This window comes from Azospirillum sp. NS33 (assembly GCF_059703765.1).
This window is the reverse complement of record NZ_BAAKJB010000005.1, coordinates 22,275-42,825: the sequence shown is the minus strand read 5'-3', so window position 1 is coordinate 42,825 and position 20,551 is coordinate 22,275. Positions and strand designations below refer to the sequence as shown.

Here is a 20,551-nt window from a genome sequence, read left to right as displayed (position 1 = left end):
ACCATGACACGTCCGACCCGGCGCGGCGCGGCCGGCCTGATCCTGGCGCTGGCGCTGCTGCCCGCCGCCTGCGCCCCCGGCTTCCGGCGCGACGAGAGCGGCCGCGTGCCGGAGCTGTGGCGCAGTGTCCCGGCGGACGCCATGCCGGTGCTGATGCCGCCGGGCAGCCCGCCGCTGCTGGGTGCCCAGACCCGGGCGATCGGCGAGATCTTCCGCTCCTACCACGCGGTGCTGGCCAACCCGACGGTGCTGCCCGGCGAGAACCGCCTGGACATGGACGTGGAGTGGCTGGCCAGCGGCATCCTGTCGGCGCTCGACCGGCCGGCCAAGCCCTATCCGGTGCCGCTCTACACCTTGGAGCGCCTGACCGAGACCATGGAGCGGGAGTTTCCCGGCCTGACCCCGGCGGTGGCCGACGTCGGCGCCGTCAACCGCTACGGCGTCTTCGACTACGCCTACGCCACCGACGGCGCGGTGGTCTGCGTGCTGGCCTGGCAGCTCATCACCGACACGGAGCGCGTGCTGCCGGAAACCATGGCGTCGATCCGCCTGGAATGGCGGATGTGCGGCCCCGGCCACGAGCCGGCCCCGCTGCTGGCGCCCTTCGAGGGTCTGCGCCTGACCGTCGACCCGGGCATCCTGGAGCTGCCGGCCTTCGGGGGGTGAGCGCGGCGCGGCGGGTGGCCGACGAGGGGACGGCGGTCCGGTCCGTCGCTCAGGCGTCCTCTCCGGGCCAGAACGCGTCGTCCATCATCTGCTCGACCCGCCAGGGACAAGCCGGCGGGAAGGTTGTGCGGGCCAAGCCTGTCTCGCGCTCGGCCTCGACAAGGGCAAGGCGATAGGCGTTGGCGATCGCCTCGTCCAGCTTGGCCGCGAGGCTGGGGTTGTCGGCGAGATGGTCGGCCAGCCGGTAGCGCTGCTCCTCGATGCTCAACCGCCAGGAATTGCCGCGCAGGGCCGGCTGGTGCTGCCACTTCAGCAGGTGCAGCGACAGCACGGCCAAGCGGTTGACGAGCTCGCGCTTTTCGCTGCGCCCCATGCTCTCGATCTCCTCGGCGATGTGGGCGATGTCGGCGGCCGACACCTTGCCGGCGCGCAGCAGCGCCGCCTGCTCGTTCGCCCAGGCGTAGAAATCCGTCTCGTAGAGGTCCGTGCTCATGCTCGCCTCCTCCGTGCCTCCCGGTGAAGCCGGGCCCTCAGGGCTTGTTGGGCGATGGCCACCTGAAGACCCGCCGATCGAATTACCATATGAATCGCACTGCAGAATAGAATCCACCTCGGCGGACCGATGGTCACATAAGCAGAATTATGGAAAATATTGCACAGATGGAGGGAGAGGCCCTCTGTCGCGCGGGCCACCAACCGGCGCGTCGAGGCCCGCAGGCCGGGGATTGGCGCTGCGCGGTCCCGGCCCCATACTCGATCCATGCTCCGCTCTCTCGCCGCGCTCCGCCAAGCCGCTCCCACCGAAGCCGTGATCGCCGCCGCGGCCGACCAAGCAGCCCTGCGCAGCGGCGGCGGCACGTACGCGATGCCGTGGCACTGGCACGACTGCATGATGCTGATCCTTCCGTCGAATGGCGCGCTGGATCTGCGCCATGAGGAGCGACCGGAGGGGGGCTGGTTGACGGACGACCGCTTCGCCGTTGTCCCCGCCAACCGTGCCCACGAGACCCACGCTGTCACCGAAGGGCACGCCCACGTCGCCCTCTACGTCACCGACCACGCGCTCACCGGCTTTGAGGCCGAGTCGGGGTCGCTCGCGCGCGTCCGCGCGGCCACGGGACGCACGGCCGTGTTCCGGGTGTCGCCGGACATCCGCGAGCTGCTGCGCCTCGTCGAACGGCGCGGCGCAAGCGGCTTCGGAACGGCGTTGGTTCACCGTCATCTCGCATCCGCGCTGCTGATCCGATGCCTCGCCCAGGCCGAGCGCAATGCGGTGATGCCGATGCCCTCGGCGCAAGGCCACGGCCGCGCCCTGGTGGAGGAGATCAAAGGCTACGTTTCCCGCAACGCCGCCGCTGACCTCCCCCTCGACGCGCTGGCGGCACGGTTCGGCGTGTCCCGTCGCCACGCCACCCGTCTGTTTCGCCATCACGCCGGCGTGTCCATCGGCGACTACCACCAGGCGCGACGGCTGGAGGCGGCACAGCGCCTGTTGGCGGAGACCGACTTGCCGGTCGGCGAGGTCGCCTTTCGGGTCGGCTTTGACAGCGGCTCGGCGCTCGCCCGCGCCCTGCGGCGCGACCACGGGCTCTCCCCCACCGACCTGCGCAGCGCGGTGGCCCGTTCGGTCAAGCCCTGAGGCCCGGCCGGCCGCGCCGGCCGACCCCACGTTCTCCTAGACTGGTTCGATCGCCGAACGATCAACCCAGGAGAACGCCCATGATCGAGGTGGAGCCGGACGACCTCGTGATCTTCAACACGGTCACCAAGTCCTTCGCCCTTGACGGCAGCCGCTACACCGCCATCGCCGATGTCACGCTCAAGATCAAGCGGGGCGACATCGTGATCCTTCTGGGGCCATCGGGCTGCGGCAAGTCGACGCTCCTGAACCTCGCCGCCGGGCTGATCGCGCCCAGCCAGGGCCGTGTGCTCTATGGCGGAAAGGGGGTGGACGGGCTGAACCCCCGTGTCGCCTACATGACCCAGGCCGACCACCTGTTTCCCTGGCGTACGGTCGCCGCCAATGTCGCCCTGCCGCTGGAGATTGCCGGCGCGCCCCGCGTGGCGCGCGACCGTCGCGTCGGCGAGTTGCTCGACCTCGTCGGCCTTGCCGAATTCGCCACCTCCTACCCCCGTCAGCTTTCCGGCGGAATGCGCAAGCGCGCCGCCCTCGCCCGTCTGCTCGCCGCAGACCGCGAGACCCTGCTGCTCGACGAGCCGTTCGGGGCGCTGGACGCCCAGCTTCGCCTCACCCTGCAGGCCGAACTGCTGAAGGTCTGCCGCGGGCTGGGCAAGACCGTGCTGTTCGTCACCCACGACATCGAGGAGGCGGCGGCCCTGGCCGACGTCTGCGTCGTCTTCCACGGCCGGCCCGGCCGCATCGCCGCGGTGGTGGACAACCCGCTGCCCCGCGAGCGCGATCTGATGCGCCTGCGCTTCGATCCGCGCCACCACGCCTTTACCAACGAGCTGTGGGCCATGCTGACCCCGGACCTCGCCGCGGACCTGCCCGTTCCGGCGCGGATGCAGTGAGGAGGGCCGGCACCGTGATGACCTACCGCTCCTCCCTTCTCCTCGCCCGCACCGCCTTTCTGGCGCTGTTCCTCCTGGCGTGGGAGTTCGGCTCACCGGCCGGCGGGATCGATTTCTACCTGTCGACGCCCTCGGCCATCGCCGCCAGCATCTGGGGTCTGGTGCGCTCCGGCGACTTCCTCTTCCACGCCGGCATCACCACGGCGGAGGCGCTGCTGGGCTTCCTCGCCGGCGGCAGCGCCGGCGTGGCGGTCGGCCTGGCGTTCGGCCGCTCGCGCTTCCTGGCCGATGTGTTCGACCCCTTCCTGACCGCGTTCTACAGCCTGCCCAAAGTGGCGATGGCGCCGCTGTTCCTGCTGTGGTTCGGCATCGGCATCGAGATGAAGATCATCCTGGCGGCCGTCACCGTGTTCTTCCTGGTCTTCCTGAACACCTACACCGGGGTGCGCAATGTCAGCCGCGAGCAACTTTTGGTCATCCGCATGATGGGGGCGAACGAGCGCCAGCTCCTCACCAAGATCGTCCTGCCCTCGGCCATCACCTGGGTGTTCGCCGGGCTTCGCCTGTCGGTGCCCTACGCGCTGATCGGCGCCATCGTCGGCGAGATCATCGCCTCCAACCGCGGCCTCGGCTTTCTGGTGTCGGACGCCGCCGCCAAGTTCGACACCGCCGGAGTCTTCGCGGCACTCGCCGGCATCGTCACGCTCGCCATGCTCCTCAACCTCGCGGTCAAGTGGGCCGAGACGCGGCTGATGCCGTGGAAGGCCGGCGAGCAGACCCGCGAGGCGACGGTCTGACCGTCCGCGTCCACACCCCGCTTCCCACTCACCGCATTCGCTTCGGAGACTCGCCATGCGCCTGTCACGCCGCCACACCCTTGCCCTGGGCCTGGGCTCCGCCGCCGCCGTCGGCCTCGCCGCGGGTGCCCCCGCCATCGTCCGCGCCGCCGGCCGCCGCGTCGTCATCGGCCAGCCATCGGAGGGCTTCATCTACCTGCCCCTCTACGTCGCCCGCCATCTCGGCTATTTTGCCGAGGAGGGGGTGGACGCCGAGTTCATCACCTTCCACAAGGGCGGCGGCGAGGCCATGGCGGCGGTGCTCGGCGGCCAGTCCCACATCTATGTCGGCAACCCCGGCATCCAGCTCCGTGCCCAGGAGAAAGGGCAGGCGGTGACCACCTTCGCCGCCGTGCAGAGCCAGTTCGGCTCCAACCTCGTGATGTCGGGCGAGGCGGCGGCCCGGGCCGGGCTGTCCCCGACCTCCGACGCCGAGACCAAGGCAGCGGCGCTCAAGGGGCTGACCATCGCGGTGGCCGGTCCCGGCAGCCTCACCGATCTGATGGTCCGCCACATCGCCCGTTCCGGCGGGCTGGAGCCGGACCGCGATCTCACCATCACGCCGATCGGCGGCGGCGCCAACATGCTGGCCGCCTTCCAGCAGAAGCGCATCGACGGCTACGCCCTGTCGGCGCCCACCTCCACCGCCGGAGTGGCGCGGATGGGCGGCGTCGACCTGTTCGACTTCGCCCGCGGCGAATACCCGCCCTTCGCCGACTTCCTGTTCTACACCCTGATCGCCCGGCAGGACTGGATCGACGGCGACGCGGAGTCCGCGCGCAGGGTGGTGCGTGCCCTGTGGCGCGGGCTGGCGCTGCTGCGCAAGGACCCGGCCACGGCGGCCAAGGCGGTGCGCACCTTCTTCGAAAAGACGCCCGAGGACGAGTTCAGTCTGGCCTTCACGCAAACCCTTCCCTCCTTCCCCGCAACCCCGCGGATCGAAGCCGGGGGCATGCTCAAGAACTTCGCCTTCCTGCGCGAGGCCGACGGCCGCGACGTGGCGGTGCCGCTGGAGGCCAGCTTCACCAACGCGGTGGTCGACGCCGTCGCTCAGTCGATGAAGGGGTGAGGGATGACGACGGTCACAGTGGTGAACGTGTTCACCGTGAATGGGGAGGGGGGAAACCCCTGCCCCGTCGTCACCGACGCCGGCGGGATGGCGCCGGAGGCGATGCAGGAGGTGGCGCGTCGGCACGGCCATGAATCCGGCTTCGTGCTGCCCCCCTTGGGCGGCGAGTTCGACCTGGCCCTGCGCTTCTGGGTGCCGAACCACGAGATGGAGATGTGCGGCCACGCCACCATCGGCGCCCTGTGGCAGGTCGCCGCCGAGGGCCGGCTGCCCGGCCCGGTGGTGCGCATCGAGACGCGCAGCGGCCCGGTCACCGGCTTCGTATCCGGTACCGGCGTGGACGGCCGGACCGCGGTGGAGATCACCCAGCCGGCCGGCCGCACCATGGCGCTGGGCCGCGAGGCGCGCGCGGTCGTTCTGGACGCGCTGCGCGTCGACGCGGCCGACCTGCTCGACCTGCCGCTGCGCAACGCGGTGACGTCGCGGGTCAAGACCCTTGTCCCCTTGCGCGATCCGGACCGCCTGAACACACTTCGGGTCGACCCGGCGGCGGTGGAGGCGGCGTGCCGGGCGGTCGGCTCGACCGGCCTCTATCCCTTCGCCCCGCTCGACGCGTCGGCCGGCCGTTTCGAGGCGCGGCAGTTCCCCCGTGCCTCCGGCTATCCGGAGGACGCGGCCACGGGCATCGCCGCCGCCGCATTGGCCTTCGGTCTGCTGGAGGACGGCCTGACGGGTGCGGACGATCGGCAAATCAGGGTCACCCAAGGACGGGCCATGGGCCGCCTGTCGGAGATCCGGGTCCGCGTCGGCTTCGCCGGCAGCCGGGCGATCGGTTGCCTGCTGGGTGGTGATGTCACGCCCGCTGACACGTGCGGGCGGTAGACCATGACCCGTCCTCTCCAGGGTGTCGCCCACCGCCTGGTGGCGGCCGGGCTGGTCCTGCCGCCGGCCCCGGCGCCGCGGGGGGCCTACGATCCGGTGGTGATCCACGGCGGCTTCGCCTTCGTCAGCGGGCAGACGTCGCGCACGGACGCCGGAATGATCGTCGGCCCGGCCCGTGAGGCGGATCTGCCAGCGGCGGAACGGGCGGCGCGGACGGCGATCCTGCGTGCCCTGGTGGCCCTGAACGCCACCCTTGGCGACCTCGACCGCGTGGTTCGGATCGTCCGGCTGACCGGCTATGTCACCACTTCCGCCGGCTTTGCGCGGCACTCCGCGGTGTTGGATGCGGCCTCCGCGCTGCTGGTCGAGGCCTTCGGCGACCGCGGGCGACACGCCCGCTCCGCGGTGGGCGTGTGTTCGCTTCCCGATCAGGCGCTTGTCGAGGTGGATCTGCTGGCGGCCGTGGCGGAATGAACGGAGACGCGGGGGGCCCGCCGCTCCCTGCGCTTTCCATCGCCGTGTTCGTGCAAAGGGAGTTTCGGATCGAATCAGGCGACCTCAATGGACCGACCCAGCGGCCGCGTCCGGCCCGCCTCAGCCCTCGCGGCCCTCGTGCAGGGATTCCTTCACGTCGGTGATGGAGATCAGCGGCAGGACGCGGACGAACACCAGGAACAGGGTGAGGAACAGGCCCAGCGTGCCGGCCAGCAGGGTCCAGTCCCACACCGTGGGCGTGTAGGACTGCCAGCGCGCCGGCAGCAGGCCGCGGGACAGGCCGCTCACCAAGAGCGCGTAGCGGTCCACCCACATGCCGACGACGACCGCGGCGGCGACCGCCGACAGCGCCGCCGGTGAGCAGCGCACGGCCGGCCGCAGCAGCAGGACGACGGCCGCCAGGCTCACCGCCAGCGCGCCCCAGTAGAGCACCGCCTCCGGCCCGGTGGCGCGGGCCACCAGGGCGTCCAGGCCGGCGCCGGCGCCATAGAAGGCGTGGAACTCCTTGACCGCGTGGGCGTAGAGCGTGAGCGCGCCGAACAGCACGATGGCGCGGCCGAGATAGTCGAGGTGCACGCTGCTGAGATAGTCGTGCAGGTCGAAGGCCTCGCGCAGCACCACGGTGACGATGGCCAGCAGGGCGAAGCCGGAGAACAGCGCGCCGAACATCACGTAGGCCGGCAGGATCGTGCTGTGCCAGCCCGGCAGCGGTGCGGCCGCGAACAGATAGGCGCCGCCGGTGTGGACGAAGACGGCGGGAATCGCCAGCGCGGCGAGGCTGCGGTAGACCCCCCGCCACGCCGCCCACTGCGCCGCCGAGCCGCGCCAGCCCAGCGCCGCGAGGCCGTAGAACAGGGCGGCCCAGCGGTTCCGCGCCCGTCCCCGCAGGATGGCGAGGTCGGGGATCATCCCGACATAGCCGAAGACGAACACGTAGACGAGGTAGAACAGGTAGGAAAAGACGTCCCATTCCAGCGGGCTGCGGAACTGCGGCCAGACCCCGGTGGTGCTGGCGTAGGGCAGCATCCAGTAGAAAAGCTCGGGGCGGCCGAGGTGCAGGATGGGAAAGACGGCGGCGCAGAGGGCGGCGTAGAGGGCCATGGCCTCGCCATAGCGGTTCAGCGAGGTCCGCCATTCCTTGCCGATCAGCAGCAGCACCGCCGACAGCAGGGTGGCGGCGTGGGCGATGCCGATCCACCAGATCGTGCTGACGATGGCGATGCCCCAGGCCACCGTGTTGTTGATGCCCCAGATCCCGATGCCCTGCGTCAGCAGGGCACCCGTGGACACCGCGCCCGCGGCGGTCAGCAGAAGGCTGGCGGCCAGCAGCCACCACCAGCGCCGCCGCGACGGCGAGTCCAGCGGGAACACGGCCAGCTCGTGGGCGAGCGCCCCCGCCCCCTTGGCGGGCTGGTAGGCCTGGGCGGTGAAGCCGTGGGGATGGAGGCCGGGATCGCTCATCGAGGCTCCGTTCGGGCGGCGCGGGCGCCGCGGGCACCCCCGGGGTAAACGCCGCCGCCGCGGATTGTTCCCGGCCGGGCCGTCAGGTCGGCAGCACCGCCCGGATCGCCGAGACGATGTCGCTGGGATTGACGGGCTTGAGCAGCACGCGAACGGAGGGCGGCGCACCGGGGCTGCCGGTGGCGCAGAGCGCGTCGATGTCGCCGTCCGGGGGGTAGCCGGTCATCACCACCACCGGCAGGTCGGGCCGCCGCCGCCGCAGGCGGCGGATCAGGCCCAGCCCGTCCAGGCGCGGCATGCGCAGATCGGTCACCAGCACGTCGACCGCCCGCCCCGCCGTGTCGCCGGCGGCCGCCTCGAACGCGGCGTCGGCGGCCTCGCCGTCGCCCGCCAGCACCACCCCGAAGCCGGCGCGGCACAAGGCGTCCTCGATGGCCAGCGCGGCGAGGACCTCGTCCTCGGCGACCAGGACGCGCGGCGCGTGTCTCGACCCCATTCCGCACCCCACCCCGGCCGACGGCCCATAAACCGTTGATCAACCCTACATGAGGAGTCGGTCGGCAAACCGCAAGCGGAGCCGTCGCGTGGCGTGCCGTGGCGCGGCGGCGCCACCGGACTGTAGCGTGGCGCGGCGGCGCCACCGGACTGTAGCGTGGCGCGGCGGCGCCACCGGGCTGTAGCGTGGCGCGGCGGCGCCACCGGGCGGAACCCGCCCCCGGGGCGCCCGCGTTGCCCCCGCACCCCCCGCCCCCCCGGGGACAGACCCCCTGCCGCCCCCCCCCGCCGTGCCCGCCGTGGCCGAGGCATCGCAGATGCTGGTGGAGGCGCGGGCCGCGCCCGCCGTGGTGCGCCGCCTGCTCGACGCCCCCGGGACGGCCGCCCTGGACGCCCTGGCCGACCGGCTGCGCGCCGCGCCGCCGCCCTTTGCCATGACCGTGGCCCGCGGCAGCAGCGGCCACGCCGCCGCCTACGCCCGGGTGCTGTTCGAAACCCGCCTGGGCCTGGTCACCGCCCCGGCCGCGCCGTCGGCCGTCACGGTGTATGGAGCCCGGCTGCGGCTCGAGGGCGCCCTGGTGCTGGCGGTCTCCCAGTCCGGGGAGAGCCCCGACCTGCTGCGGGTGGTCGAGGCCGCCGGCGACGGCGGCGCCGTCACCGCCGCCCTGGTCAACGTCCCCGGCGCGCCCCTGGCGCAGCGGGTGGCGCATCCCCTGGCGCTGGGCGCGGGGCCGGAAACCAGCGTGGCCGCCACCAAGACGGTGCTCGCCAGCCTGGCGTCGCTGGCCCGGCTGGCCGGCCGCTGGGCCGGCGACGGGGCGCTGCTGGACGCCCTGCCGGCCCTGCCCGACCGGCTGGTCCGGGCGCTGCACGCCGACTGGTCCGCCGCCCTGCCGGTGCTGGCCGCGGCGCCGGGTCTGCTGGTGATCGCCCGCGGGCTCGCCCTGCCCGTCGCCGCGGAGATGGCGTTGAAGGCCAAGGAGACGGCGGCCCTGCACGCCGAGCCCTTCAGCAGCGCCGAGCTCCGGCACGGGCCGATGGCGCTGGTGCGGCCGGGTGCCCCGGTGCTGGTGGTGGCCACCGCCGACGCCGCGCTGGCGGGGGTGCTCGACACCGCCAGCAGCCTCAAGGCGGCGGGGGCGCACCTGCTGGTGGCGGCCGCCGAGGGGCCGGCCCTGGCGCTGGCCGACACGCCCCTGCCCCTGCCCGCCCCGCTGCACCCGGCGCTGGACCCGCTGGTCGCCCTGCAGGCGTTCTATCCCTTCGTGGCGGCGCTGGCCCGCCGTCGCGGCCTCGACCCCGACCGACCGCCCCACCTGCGCAAGGTGACGCGCACCGTGTAGGGGCCGGCCGCGTCAATGCACGGTGCACACCATGCAGGGGTCGAAGGACCGGACCACGTGCTGCACCGCCAGCGGGGTGGTGTCGCCCGGCCGCACCGGGGCGCCCACCAGGGCGCGCTCCAGCGGTCCCGGCACGCCGTCCAGGTCGCGGGGCGAGAAGTTCCAGGTGGTGGGGGCGATGATCTGATAGCCGGCGATCCGCCCCTGCTCCACCACCAGCCAGTGGCCGAGCGCGCCCCGCGCCGCTTCGGTCAGGCCGACGGCGCGGGCGCGGGCCGGAGTCTCGCCCTGGACGCACCAGGCCGCGGAGGGGTCGAGGGCGCGGGCCCAGCCCTCCATGGCCACGGTGGTGCGGGCGAGCTCCGTCAGGCGGGCGACGACCCGGGCGAGCACGCCGGCCCCGTTCCCCGCCACCAGGGCGCCCGCCAGCGGGTCGCCGGCCACCACCTGGCGGGCCAGCGCCCCGGTCTCGTACGGCCGGCCGGCGAGACGCGGCGCCTTGCACCAGGTGTAGCCCTCGGTGTCCGCGCCGTCGGGCTCGGTGGAGCCGGCGAAGGGCGGGTGCGGGCGGTCCTGGCCGGCCATCCGGCTGTAGCGGTGGTGCTCGGCCACCGCGGCCGGGTCGAACGGGGTGGCGGTGCCGTCCGCCACGGTGCCCCGCGGGTAGAAATGGCCGCCGCCGGGCAGCGGGTAGGCGCCGTGGCTGAGGAAGCGGTCGTAGGCCCGGCCCAGGCCGGCCAGCTCCAGGTCGGCGGCGATCTCCAGGAACAGGCGGAAGTCGCCGGCCGGGCCGCCGCGGCGCCAGCGGTCCAGGTCCTCGGGCGCGGCGAGGTCCAGCACCGCCTCCAGCGGCGCCCCGTAGAGGGAGGATTCCAGGAACCGCCGGAAGGCGCCGAGGATGGCCAGCAGGCGCACCCGGTCGCGGCCGTCCAGCGCGCGGGCCACGCCGCCCGGGCGCAGGGTCAGGGTGTGCGGCCACTTGCCGCCCATCAGCCCGAGCGCGTGGAACAGCTCCGCCCGCGCCGCCAGCGCGCCCCGCACCGCGGTGCCCGCGGCGGCGGCGAAGCGCGTCTCGGCCGTCGCGAACCAGGGCCGCCCGGCGTAGTCCGGGCGGGCGAAATCGGGCATGAAGAACAGGTGGAAGTGGGTGAGGTGGTCGGCCACGTTCTCGGTGGCCGTCATCAGGTTGGTGGCCAGCAGACCGTTGTCCGGCATCGCCACGCCCTGGGCTGTGGCCAGGGCGAGGGCGGCGGCGTGGGATTGGGACACCGAGCAGATGCCGCAGATCCGCGGCGCCACCACCAGCGCGTCCTCGGGCGCCCGGCCCTCCAGGATGCGTTCGAAGCCACGGAACAGGGGGGCGTTGACGTAGGCGGCGGCGACGGCCCCTCCCGCCACCTCCAGCCGCACCTCCAGGTCGCCCTCGACGCGGTTGAAGGGGCCGACGATCAGGCGGGTCGGCGGGTCTGCGCTGGCGGCCACGCGCTCACCCCTTGTTGGTGCTGCGGATCGACGGCGGCACGACGATGCGGTCGGCGGCGGCGTTGCGGCGCACCCGCTCCGGCGTCGCCGCCTTGGCCAGGGAGGCCAGGGCCACGAACCACGCCTTGGGCATGTCCGTGGGCAGGCCGACGGGGATTCCGGCGAAGGTGGGGGTGCGCTCGAACGGGTGGCCCGGCTCCTCGAAGCCGGGGGCGGTGCAGTTGATGCACGCGTAGCCGCCGCGGGTGCAGGACCCCTCGCCGTTCCACAGCCGGGTGTTGCAGTCGGCGTGGGCCTGGGTGCCGAGGCAGCCCATGTGCTCCATCAGGCAGCCGAGGTCGCCCGGTGTCCCGGCGCTGGCCTTGTACTCGTAATACTCGTTGCGGGTGCAGCCGTGATGGACCAGGTGGTCGGCGTAGAAGCGCGGCCGCTGGAAGGCGTCCAGGCCGTCGCCGGCCAGCGCGTCCTCGGCCAGCAGCATCAGCGTCTCGGTCACCCAGTTGGGGTGGGTCGGACAGCCCGCCACGTTGATGACCGGCAGGCCGGCCCCGGCACGGAACGACCCGTCCAGCGCGCCGCCGCGCTGCGTACCCTCGTACTGCAGGCCGCAGGCGTCGGCGACGTTGCTGCCGGCGGCGGTGATCCCGCCGAAGGCGGCGCAGGTGCCGACGGCGACCACATGGCGCGCCCGCCCGGCGAGATCGCGCACCCAGTCGATGGTCGGACGCCCGGTGCCCGCCAGCACGTGGAAGCGCCCGGTGCCGTTCGGCCCGCGCAGCAGCGAGCCCTCCACGCACAGCACGTCGAGCGGCGTGCCGCCGTCCCGCACCGCCTCGAGCAGGGCGACCGCCTCGGCCCCGGTCTCCCGCGACAGGCTGGGGTGCCAGAGCAGCCGGATGCCCGCCCCCTCCAGCAGGGACAGCAGGTCGGGCGACTGGGCGCACAGCATCGACATGGTGCAGCCGCCGCAGCCGCCCGACTGCAGCCACAGCACCGACAGCGGCCGGCGGGCGATCACGCCCCGGTCAGCGCGCAGGCTCATCGTTCCTTCCCCTCCCCGGGGGCCTCGGCGGACGGCAGGGTCAAGGTGAAGACCGCGCCGCCGCCGGGATGGTTGCCGGCGGTCAGCGTGCCGCCGTGTTCGCGCACCAGCTGATAGCTGATCGACAGCCCCAGGCCGGTGCCCTTGCCCACGGGTTTGGTGGTGAAGAAGGGGTCGAAGACCCGGGGGGCGACGTCGCGGGCCAGCCCTGGCCCGGTGTCCCGGATGGTGACCACCACCGTCCCGCCGCGCCGTTCGCCGGCCAGTTCCAGGCGCTTGGGGTCAGCCTCGTGCATGGCGTCGACGGCGTTCTGCACCAGGTTCATGGCGACCTGGTGGAGGTGGCCGGGGTGGCCGGCGACCTCCAGGCGCTCCGGCAGGGCGAAGGCGACGGCCAGCCCCGGCATCTGCGCCTTGGCCACCCAGGTGACGGCCGAGCGCAGCAGGGCGGAGAGGTCGAAGCGCTCGGCGGCGTGCTTCTGCTCCGACGAGAAGCGGCGCAGCTCGGCGACGATGTCGCGCACCCGCTCGGTCCCCTCCAGCATGCCGTCCAGGGTGGCCGGCAGGTCGGCGCGGGCGCGGTCGATGCGCAGCTCGCCCCGCAGCGCCTCCAGCGCGTCCCGCCCCGCCCCGGCGTGGACGCGGTCGAGGTAGGTGGTGAGGCGGTCGACGTAGCGCCTCAGGGCGTGGGCGTTGCCGTAGACGAATGAGATGGGGTTGTTCAGCTCGTGGGCCACCCCGGCGACGAGGCGGCCGAGCGAGGCCATCTTCTCGGCGTGGACCAGCTGCTGCTGGGTCTGCTTCAGCCCCTCGTGGGCGGTGGCGAGATCGCGGTAGGCGCGCCGCAGCTCGCCGATCGGGCGGCCCACCAGGACCACGCCGATGGCCCGGCCGCGCTGGTCGTAGCGCACGGTGCTGTTGACCGACACCGGGAACGGCCCGGTGGGCGCGCGCAGCGTCAGCTCGGCGTCGGTGGCCCCCTCCCGGCGCTGCGCCGCGGCGCACAGCGCCGCGAAGGCGGGGTGGGAGACCGGGTCGACGAAGTCGCGCAAGGGGCGGCCGACCAGGTCGCGCCCGGCGGTGCCCAGCGCCCGCTCCGCCGCGGCGTTGCTCTGCTCGATCCGCCCCTCGCGGTCGCAGGCGATCAGCACGTCGGTCATGGAGCCGAGCACGCTGGCGACGAAGGCCTGGGTCTCCTCCAGCTCGGCGTTCTTGCGCTCCAGCTCGACCTGCTGGGAGACCAGGTTGGCGTAGGTCTCGTCCATCTTGCGGATGACGTCGATCCAGGCGCTCTCGGCCTCGGCGCCGGTCAGCACGCCGGGCATGGAATAGGGTTGCGACAGCGGCTGCGCCGCCTCGCCGGCCGGGGCCGCCCTGCCCACGCTCCGCTCCTTCCTGCCCATGCCCGCGCGGGGCCTCCCTCGACGGTGGAAACCGGCACACTAGCACGCGGCCGCGCCGGGGGTCGACGCCGCGCCGCGCACGGACGTTCCAGACGGCGCCGCCGGAACGGGGTAGAACGAGGCGGACGGCATGCGGGGAGGGCGTCGTGGAGCAGTTGCCGGCATTCCTTCTGGCGGGGCTCGCGCTGACCGGCAGCCCCGGGCCGAACACGCTGAGCCTGGCGGCGGCCGGGGCCGCCTTCGGGGCGCGGGGCGGCACCCCCTTCCTGTGCGGCATCGGCGTCGGCATGGTCGCGGTGATGGGGCTCACGGCCGGCGGCGTCGCCGGCCTGCTGGCGGCGGTGCCGGGGTTGGCCCCGCTGGTGATCGCGGTGGCCGCCGCCTACTTCCTCCACCTCGCCTACCGCATCGCCACGGCGCCGCCGCTGGACGCCGCCACCCCCGCGGCGCGGCGGCCGGGCTTCGCCGGCGGGGTCGTGCTGTCCCTCTTCAACCCCAAGGGCTGGGCCGCCATGGCCTCGCTGTTCGCCGGCTTCGTGCTGCTGCCGGGCGACGCGGTGGCCGACGCCGCGGCGAAGACGGCGGTGCTGACGGCGGTGATCACCGCGGTGAACGTGGGCTGGCTGCTGGCCGGCACGGCGCTGACCCGGCTGTTCCGCGACCCGGTGGCCAACCGCGCCGTCAACGTCGCCTTCGCCGTGCTGCTGCTGGCGTCGTTGGGGGTGGCGCTCGTGGTGTGAGGCCGCCGGCTAAGGCGCCGCGGGGGCCAGCCAGTCCTGGCACCGCAGGCCGGCCACCGGGGTGAACGCCGCCAGGTCGCCGGTGACCACGGCCCGCCAGACCGCCAGGCGCTCCACCACGGTGCGGTGATGCGCGGGCCGGGCCGAGCGGGCAGCAGCGTGCACACGTTGCTCGAGCGGGACCGACGGGGTGCCCAGAGGTCGTTTGAAAACGGTTCCTCACCCGAGGATCGTCGCCAACTTGGCCAGCACATCGTCCATCACCGCCTCGGGCACACTCTCCAGCCGGTCGCCATTCCGCGAGCCGATGTCGAGCGCCCGCGGCTGATCGCAGCGGATGGCGCCGGTGGTCGTCGTCCCGGCGCCCTCGAGGGACACGGTGAAGCCGGCTGTGCGGGCGAAGTTGCCACCTGTGGTGATCGGCAGCACCACCGGCGTCCTGGTAAGCCGGTTGAAGGCGCCGGGCGAGACGATCAGGACTGGGCGGGTGCCCCGTTGCTCATGCCCGGACGTCGGATCGAGCGAGACCCGGAAGATGTCGCCTCGTTCCATCACAGCAGCTCGTTGCCAGATGGCGCCGCGTCGAGCCATTCCCGGTCTTCGGCGGAGACTTCGGCCGAGGCATCGCATTGGGCCAGCAGCTCATCCAGCGTGTAGCGGGGGCGAGGCCGGGGCTCGACGACCAGGCGGCCATTGTCGACGTTCAGGGCGACCTTGGCGCCAGCGCCCAGTTGCAGAACATCGAGAAGCGCCGGCGGAACGGCCAGCATGATCGACCCGCCGACGCGGCGCAGGTTCGTGGTGTGCATGGCAAGCACTCACAATATTATATATTCATATAACATTTTGAGCGCTCCGCAGCAATGGAAGATCGAGAGCGGGAGGCTGCGACGAGCAGCATCGTCCGGCCGGGCCGCCGCGACGAATGGCACCAGTGCCAACACGGTACCAGACGGCCTCTCGGCCCGTCCGCCTTGGCGTTGAAGCGGGCCAAGCACGGAGCGTCCGGCAAGGCCGCTGCCAGGGTGCCGGCCCCGGCGCCAAGGCGCTTGCCAGTCCGCCTGCGGCAGAACGGCGCGGAACCCCGGGTTTGACAACGATTGGTCATACGGCACGAAACTTGCCCTGGACCCCTCCCCAAGGACAAGGGGTCGGCCGCTGCGCCGCCCCGGCCGACCGGGAGAGGACACGCCGATGGCGACGCTCGAAACCTTCTACGAGGTGATGCGGCGGCAGGGGATCACCCGCCGCTCGTTCCTGAAATACTGTTCGTTGACCGCCGCCGCGCTCGGGCTGGGGCCGGAGCTGGTGCCGACCATCGTCCAGGCCATGGAGACCAAGCCGCGCACGCCCGTCCTGTGGCTGCACGGGCTGGAGTGCACCTGCTGTTCGGAATCCTTCATCCGCTCGGCGCATCCGCTGGTCAAGGACGTGGTCCTGTCGATGATCTCGCTGGACTACGACGACACCTTGATGGCCTCGGCCGGCCACCAGGCCGAAGCCATCCTCGAAGAGGTGATGGAGACCTACAAGGGCAACTACATCCTTGCGGTGGAGGGCAACCCGCCCCTCAACGAGGACGGCATGTTCTGCATCGTCGGCGGCCGGCCCTTCGTCGACCAGCTCCGCACCGTCGCCCGCGACGCCAAGGCGATCATCTCGTGGGGGTCGTGTGCGTCCTTCGGCTGCGTCCAGGCGGCGCGGCCCAACCCCACCCGGGCCACCCCGGTGCACGAGGTCATCACCGACAAGCCGATCATCAAGGTGCCGGGCTGCCCGCCCATCGCCGAGGTGATGACCGGCGTGATCACCTACATGCTGGCCTTCGAGCGCATCCCCGAGCTGGACCGCCAGGGCCGGCCCAAGATGTTCTACAGCCAGCGCATCCATGACAAGTGTTACCGCCGGCCCCATTTCGACGCCGGCCAGTTCGTCGAGGCCTTCGACGACGAGGCCGCGCGCAAGGGGCACTGTCTCTACAAGGTCGGCTGCAAGGGGCCGACCACCTACAACGCCTGCTCGACCATCCGCTGGAACGAGGGCACCTCCTTCCCGATCCAGGCCGGCCATGGCTGCATCGGCTGTTCGGAGGACGGGTTCTGGGACAAGGGGTCGTGGTACGCCCGCCTGTCCGACATCCATCAGTTCGGCATCGAGGCCAACGCCGACGCGGTCGGCGCCACCGCGGCCATCGGCGTCGGCGGCGCCATCGCCGCGCACGCCGCGATCAGCGCGCTGAAGCGCGCCCAGCACAAGGGAGACGTCTGATGGCCGTCGTGCAAACCCCCAACGGGTTCACTCTGGACACCGGCGGCCGGCGCATCGTCGTCGACCCGGTCACCCGCATCGAAGGCCACATGCGCTGCGAGGTGAACGTCGACGCCGACAACGTCATCCGCAACGCGGTGTCCACCGGCACCATGTGGCGCGGCCTGGAGGTCATCCTGAAGGGCCGCGACCCGCGCGACGCCTGGGCCTTCGTGGAGCGCATCTGCGGCGTGTGCACGGGCTGCCACGCCCTGACCTCGGTGCGCGCGGTGGAGGACGCGCTGTCCATCCGCATTCCCAAGAACGCCCACCTGATCCGCGAGATCATGGCCAAGACGCTGCAGGTGCACGACCACATCGTGCATTTCTACCACCTGCACGCCCTGGACTGGGTCAACCCCGTCAACGCCCTGAAGGCCGACCCGCAGGCGACCTCGGCGCTGCAGCAGAGCGTGTCGCCGCGCCACGCCAAGTCCAGCCCCGGCTATTTCCGCGACGTCCAGATGCGCCTGAAGAAGTTCGTGGAGTCGGGCCAGCTCGGCATCTTCAAGAACGGCTACTGGGACAACCCCGCCTACAAGCTGCCGCCGGAAGCCGACCTGATGGCGGTGACCCACTACCTGGAGGCCCTCGACCTCCAGAAGGACATCGTCAAGATCCACACCATCCTCGGCGGCAAGAACCCGCACCCCAACTACATGGTCGGCGGCGTGCCCTGCGCCATCAACATGGAGGGCAACCAGGCCGCCGGCGCCCCGCTGAACATGGAGCGGCTGAACTTCATCCTCGCCCGCATCCAGGAGGCGGCGGAGTTCGTCGACACCGTCTACCTGCCCGACGTGCTGGCGATCGGCAGCCTCTACAAGGACTGGCTCTACGGCGGCGGGCTGGCGGCCACCAACGTCATGGACTACGGCGACTACGAGACGGTGCCCTACGACCATTCCACCTGCCAGCTCCCCGGCGGCGTCATCCTGAACGGCAACTGGGACGAGGTGCACCCCATCGACCCGCGCGACCCGGAGCAGGTGCAGGAGTTCGTCACCCACTCCTGGTACACCTACGGCGACGACAGCAAGGGCCTGCACCCCTGGGACGGCGTCACCGACGCCCGCTTCGAACTGGGCCCCAACGCCAAGGGCACGCGCACCCGCATCGAGGAGCTCGACGAGGCCGCCAAATACTCGTGGATCAAGGCGCCGCGCTGGCGCGGCCACGCGGTGGAGGTGGGGCCGCTGGCCCGCTACATCCTGGCCTACGCCCAGGGGGTGGGCTACGTGAAGGACCAGGTCGACGGGGCGATGGCCGCCTTCAACCAGCTCGCCGGGACCAGCCTGAGCGCCAAGCAGGCCCTGCCCTCCACCATCGGCCGCACCCTGGCCCGGGCGCTGGAGTGCCAGTACTGCTGCACCATGATGCTGGACGACTTCCACGCGCTGATCGCCAACATCAAGGCCGGCGACACCGCCACCGCCAACGTCGAGAAATGGGACCCCGCGACCTGGCCCAAGGAGGCCAAGGGGGTCGGCACGGTGGCGGCGCCGCGCGGCGGCCTGGGCCACTGGATCAAGATCAAGGACGGCCGGATCGAGAACTACCAGTGCGTGGTGCCGACCACCTGGAACGGCAGCCCGCGCGACGCCAAGGGCAACATCGGCGCCTTCGAGGCGTCCTTGATGAACACCCCCATGGAGCGGCCGGACGAGCCGGTGGAGATCCTGCGCACCCTGCACAGCTTCGACCCGTGCCTGGCCTGCTCGACCCATGTGATGGCGCCCGACGGCGCCGAACTGGCCCGCGTCACCGTGCGCTGACCCCGCCGCAGGGAGGACTCCGCCATGTCTCCGGCTTCCGACGCTCACCGTCCGCCGCGCTTCCTCAAGGCCGTCTACGTCTACGAGGTGCCGGTCCGGCTGTGGCACTGGATCAACGCGCTCGCCATCACCGTGCTGGCCGTCACCGGCTACTTCATCGCCAGCCCGCCGCCCAGCGTGCCGGGCGAGGCCAGCGCCAACTACCTGATGGGCACCATCCGCTTCGTCCACTTCGCCGCCGGCTACGTGTTCGCCGTCGGCTTCCTCGGCCGGCTCTACTGGGCGCTGGTGGGCAACCACCACGCCCGCCAGCTCTTCCGCTTCCCCTTCTGGAACGGCCACTGGTGGCGGGAGGTGTGGCTGGAGGCCCGCTGGTACCTGTTCCTGGAGCGCAAGCCGAAGCTCTACGTCGGCCACAACCCGCTGGCCCAGCTCGCCATGTTCTGGTGCATCGGCATCGGCAGCGCCTTCATGATCGTCACCGGCTTCGCCCTCTACGGCGAGGGGGCGGGGGCCGGGAGCTGGCAGGACAGCCTGTTCGGCTGGGTCATCCCGCTGTTCGGCCAGAGCCAGGACGTGCACACCTGGCATCACCTGGGCATGTGGGCGATCGTGCTGTTCGTGATGGTCCACGTCTACGCCGCGGTGCGCGAGGACATCATGTCCCGGCAGTCGATCATCTCCACCATGATCAGCGGCGTGCGCACCTTCAAGGACGCCGAGGCCCCGGCCGACGCGGCGGAGGAGCCCGACCCCGTGCCGCTGATCCTGGAGGACGCCGCGCGCACCCGCGAACCGGCGCGGTAGCCGCCCGCCGGGCCGGCGCCCCCGCCCCACCCCGCCCCACCCCGCCCGAGCGGGCGGAGTGGGGCGGGGCGGCCCCGCGCCCCGCATGGCAAGATTGTGTCCAATTTGGCAGGTCGCCTGGCAATGCGCTTGCCGTATTCGCTGGCACGGCAAACAAACAGAGCCGGCACTGTCAATCAGCTCAATGGTTTGCCGACCGTCCCGTGGGATGGCACGGCGCTTGTAAGACGGCGCGTGTAAGATGGACGCCGGGAGGACAACCCATGGAACCGGATGACCGCATCCTCGTGCTCGGCATCGGCAACATCCTGTGGGCCGACGAGGGCTTCGGCGTGCGCGCGGTGGAGCGGCTGCGCGACGGCTGGGCGCTGCCGCCGCGGGTCACCATGCTCGACGGCGGCACCCAGGGGCTCTACCTGCTGCCCCACCTGGAGGAGGCCGACGCCCTGATCGTGCTGGACGCCATCGACTACGGGCTGGAGCCGGGCACGCTGCGCGTGTTCCGCGACGCCGACGTGCCGGCGTTTCTCGGCGCCAAGAAGATGAGCCTGCACCAGACCGGGTTCCAGGAGGTGCTGGCCACCGCCGCCCTGCTCGGCCGCGGTCCGCGCCGCCTGGTGCTGGTCGGCGTGCAGCCGCAGACCCTGGACGACTACGGCGGCGGCCTCACCGCGCCGGTGGCCGCCCAGCTCGACCCGGCGGTGGCGCTGGTGCTGTCCATCCTGGCCGCGGAGTTCGCGGTGGCCGCCACCGCCACCGCCACCGCCACCGCGACCGCCGCGGCCGCCGCCGGCCCCGGCGACCCCGTGGCCCGCGACGCCTACGAGGGCGGACGCCCCGACGCGGCGGCGGCGTGCCGCATCGGCGACGCCCGCGTGCTCGCCCTCGTGCCGCGGTGAGCCGGGCCATGTGCATCGGCATCCCCCGCCGCCTGGCCGGCGTCGACGGCATCGTCGGCCGGTGCGAGGACGGCGCGGTCATCGACCTCTCGCTGCTGCCCGACAGCCGCCCCGGCGACTGGGTGCTGGCGTTCCTCGGCGCCGCCCGGCGCGCCCTCGACGCCGACGAGGCCCGGCTGATCGCCGAGGCGCTGGAGGCGGTCGCCGCCGCCATGCGCGGCGAGGCCCCGCCCCTGCCCGACCCCGCCGGCCGCGGACCCGCCCTTCCCCCCCACCTCGAGGCGGCGCGCGCCGCCGGACGAACGGAAGCCTGATCC

General features: G+C 72.5%; 23 protein-coding genes. 14 read left to right on the top strand and 9 right to left on the bottom strand.

Annotated features, from left to right (window positions below; genetic code table 11):
• Positions 1-3 precede the first annotated feature (3 nt).
• A complete protein-coding gene (gene bcsN, locus AC6H2I_RS06615) occupies positions 4-666 on the top strand; it encodes a cellulose biosynthesis protein BcsN (RefSeq protein WP_497499794.1) in 663 nt (220 codons plus the stop codon).
• 49 nt (positions 667-715) lie between these two features.
• Here the strand turns inward: bcsN and AC6H2I_RS06610 are convergent, their stop codons facing one another.
• Entirely contained in the window at positions 716-1,159 is a 444-nt protein-coding gene (locus AC6H2I_RS06610) for a DUF29 domain-containing protein (protein ID WP_497499793.1), read from the bottom strand.
• Between the two features lie 315 nt (positions 1,160-1,474).
• On the opposite strand from AC6H2I_RS06610, the gene AC6H2I_RS06605 reads away from it, so the two are divergent.
• The 6 genes from AC6H2I_RS06605 to AC6H2I_RS06580 all read left to right on the top strand — a co-directional run bounded on the left by AC6H2I_RS06605 (position 1,475) and on the right by AC6H2I_RS06580 (position 6,459).
• Positions 1,475-2,305 (top strand): helix-turn-helix domain-containing protein, encoded by an 831-nt coding sequence (locus tag AC6H2I_RS06605; protein WP_497499792.1) that lies wholly within the window; start codon positions 1,475-1,477, stop codon positions 2,303-2,305.
• An 80-nt stretch (positions 2,306-2,385) separates the two neighbouring features.
• Positions 2,386-3,198, top strand: a complete 813-nt coding sequence (locus AC6H2I_RS06600) for an ABC transporter ATP-binding protein (protein WP_497499791.1) — start codon at positions 2,386-2,388, stop codon at positions 3,196-3,198.
• Positions 3,199-3,215: 17 nt separating this feature from the next.
• Positions 3,216-3,995, top strand: coding sequence for an ABC transporter permease (locus AC6H2I_RS06595; RefSeq protein ID WP_497499954.1), 780 nt, complete (start codon positions 3,216-3,218; stop codon positions 3,993-3,995).
• A gap of 55 nt (positions 3,996-4,050) precedes the next feature.
• Positions 4,051-5,103, top strand: a complete 1,053-nt coding sequence (locus tag AC6H2I_RS06590) for an ABC transporter substrate-binding protein (protein WP_497499790.1) — start codon at positions 4,051-4,053, stop codon at positions 5,101-5,103.
• A 3-nt stretch (positions 5,104-5,106) separates the two neighbouring features.
• Entirely contained in the window at positions 5,107-5,985 is an 879-nt protein-coding gene (locus AC6H2I_RS06585; RefSeq protein WP_497499789.1) for a PhzF family phenazine biosynthesis protein, read from the top strand.
• 3 nt (positions 5,986-5,988) lie between these two features.
• Positions 5,989-6,459: a RidA family protein gene (locus AC6H2I_RS06580; RefSeq protein ID WP_497499788.1), complete on the top strand. Its 471-nt coding sequence runs from the start codon at positions 5,989-5,991 to the stop codon at positions 6,457-6,459.
• A gap of 120 nt (positions 6,460-6,579) precedes the next feature.
• Here AC6H2I_RS06580 and nrfD read toward each other — a convergent pair whose 3' ends face one another.
• Together nrfD and AC6H2I_RS06570 are read right to left on the bottom strand one after the other, a co-directional pair.
• Positions 6,580-7,941: an NrfD/PsrC family molybdoenzyme membrane anchor subunit gene (nrfD, locus tag AC6H2I_RS06575; RefSeq protein ID WP_497499787.1), complete on the bottom strand. Its 1,362-nt coding sequence runs from the start codon at positions 7,939-7,941 to the stop codon at positions 6,580-6,582.
• An 82-nt stretch (positions 7,942-8,023) separates the two neighbouring features.
• The gene (locus AC6H2I_RS06570; protein ID WP_497499786.1) at positions 8,024-8,437 is read right to left on the bottom strand and encodes a response regulator; all 414 of its coding nucleotides are present in this window, start codon (positions 8,435-8,437) and stop codon (positions 8,024-8,026) included.
• A 298-nt stretch (positions 8,438-8,735) separates the two neighbouring features.
• Here AC6H2I_RS06570 and AC6H2I_RS06565 point away from each other — a divergent pair, with 298 nt between their 5' ends.
• On the top strand, positions 8,736-9,779 hold the full coding sequence (locus AC6H2I_RS06565) for an SIS domain-containing protein (RefSeq protein ID WP_497499785.1): 1,044 nt from the start codon (positions 8,736-8,738) through the stop codon (positions 9,777-9,779).
• Between the two features lie 12 nt (positions 9,780-9,791).
• Here AC6H2I_RS06565 and AC6H2I_RS06560 read toward each other — a convergent pair whose 3' ends face one another.
• From AC6H2I_RS06560 to AC6H2I_RS06550, 3 genes are read right to left on the bottom strand one after another with little or no spacing between them, the layout of a single operon-like run.
• On the bottom strand, positions 9,792-11,261 hold the full coding sequence (locus AC6H2I_RS06560; protein ID WP_497499784.1) for a nickel-dependent hydrogenase large subunit: 1,470 nt from the start codon (positions 11,259-11,261) through the stop codon (positions 9,792-9,794).
• A 4-nt stretch (positions 11,262-11,265) separates the two neighbouring features.
• Entirely contained in the window at positions 11,266-12,303 is a 1,038-nt protein-coding gene (locus AC6H2I_RS06555) for an NADH-quinone oxidoreductase subunit B family protein (protein WP_497499783.1), read from the bottom strand.
• Positions 12,300-13,685, bottom strand: a complete 1,386-nt coding sequence (locus AC6H2I_RS06550) for a sensor histidine kinase (protein WP_497499782.1) — start codon at positions 13,683-13,685, stop codon at positions 12,300-12,302. The genes AC6H2I_RS06555 and AC6H2I_RS06550 overlap by 4 nt, the downstream gene beginning before the upstream one ends.
• 167 nt (positions 13,686-13,852) lie before the next feature.
• On the opposite strand from AC6H2I_RS06550, the gene AC6H2I_RS06545 reads away from it, so the two are divergent.
• The gene (locus AC6H2I_RS06545; RefSeq protein WP_497499781.1) at positions 13,853-14,446 is read left to right on the top strand and encodes a LysE family translocator; all 594 of its coding nucleotides are present in this window, start codon (positions 13,853-13,855) and stop codon (positions 14,444-14,446) included.
• 9 nt (positions 14,447-14,455) lie between these two features.
• Here the strand turns inward: AC6H2I_RS06545 and AC6H2I_RS06540 are convergent, their stop codons facing one another.
• From AC6H2I_RS06540 to AC6H2I_RS06530, 3 genes are read right to left on the bottom strand one after another with little or no spacing between them, the layout of a single operon-like run.
• Positions 14,456-14,611: a hypothetical protein gene (locus AC6H2I_RS06540; RefSeq protein ID WP_497499780.1), complete on the bottom strand. Its 156-nt coding sequence runs from the start codon at positions 14,609-14,611 to the stop codon at positions 14,456-14,458.
• Positions 14,612-14,665: 54 nt separating this feature from the next.
• On the bottom strand, positions 14,666-14,998 hold the full coding sequence (locus AC6H2I_RS06535) for a type II toxin-antitoxin system PemK/MazF family toxin (RefSeq protein ID WP_497499779.1): 333 nt from the start codon (positions 14,996-14,998) through the stop codon (positions 14,666-14,668).
• Positions 14,998-15,255 (bottom strand): AbrB/MazE/SpoVT family DNA-binding domain-containing protein, encoded by a 258-nt coding sequence (locus AC6H2I_RS06530; protein WP_497499778.1) that lies wholly within the window; start codon positions 15,253-15,255, stop codon positions 14,998-15,000. Before AC6H2I_RS06530 ends, AC6H2I_RS06535 begins: the two co-directional genes overlap by 1 nt.
• Before the next feature lie 385 nt (positions 15,256-15,640).
• Here AC6H2I_RS06530 and AC6H2I_RS06525 point away from each other — a divergent pair, with 385 nt between their 5' ends.
• From AC6H2I_RS06525 to hypC, 5 genes are all read left to right on the top strand, one after another.
• Positions 15,641-16,714 carry a hydrogenase small subunit gene (locus tag AC6H2I_RS06525; protein ID WP_497499777.1) on the top strand — a complete coding sequence of 358 codons (1,074 nt, stop codon included), beginning with the start codon at positions 15,641-15,643 and terminating at the stop codon, positions 16,712-16,714.
• Complete coding sequence (locus AC6H2I_RS06520) at positions 16,714-18,528, top strand: nickel-dependent hydrogenase large subunit (protein WP_497499776.1); 1,815 nt, start codon at positions 16,714-16,716, stop codon at positions 18,526-18,528. Before AC6H2I_RS06525 ends, AC6H2I_RS06520 begins: the two co-directional genes overlap by 1 nt.
• A 24-nt stretch (positions 18,529-18,552) precedes the next feature.
• The gene (cybH, locus tag AC6H2I_RS06515) at positions 18,553-19,335 is read left to right on the top strand and encodes a Ni/Fe-hydrogenase, b-type cytochrome subunit (protein ID WP_497499775.1); all 783 of its coding nucleotides are present in this window, start codon (positions 18,553-18,555) and stop codon (positions 19,333-19,335) included.
• 263 nt (positions 19,336-19,598) lie between these two features.
• The gene (locus AC6H2I_RS06510) at positions 19,599-20,234 is read left to right on the top strand and encodes a HyaD/HybD family hydrogenase maturation endopeptidase (RefSeq protein WP_497499774.1); all 636 of its coding nucleotides are present in this window, start codon (positions 19,599-19,601) and stop codon (positions 20,232-20,234) included.
• A gap of 8 nt (positions 20,235-20,242) precedes the next feature.
• Positions 20,243-20,548, top strand: a complete 306-nt coding sequence (hypC, locus tag AC6H2I_RS06505; RefSeq protein ID WP_497499773.1) for a HypC/HybG/HupF family hydrogenase formation chaperone — start codon at positions 20,243-20,245, stop codon at positions 20,546-20,548.
• Positions 20,549-20,551 lie beyond the last annotated feature (3 nt).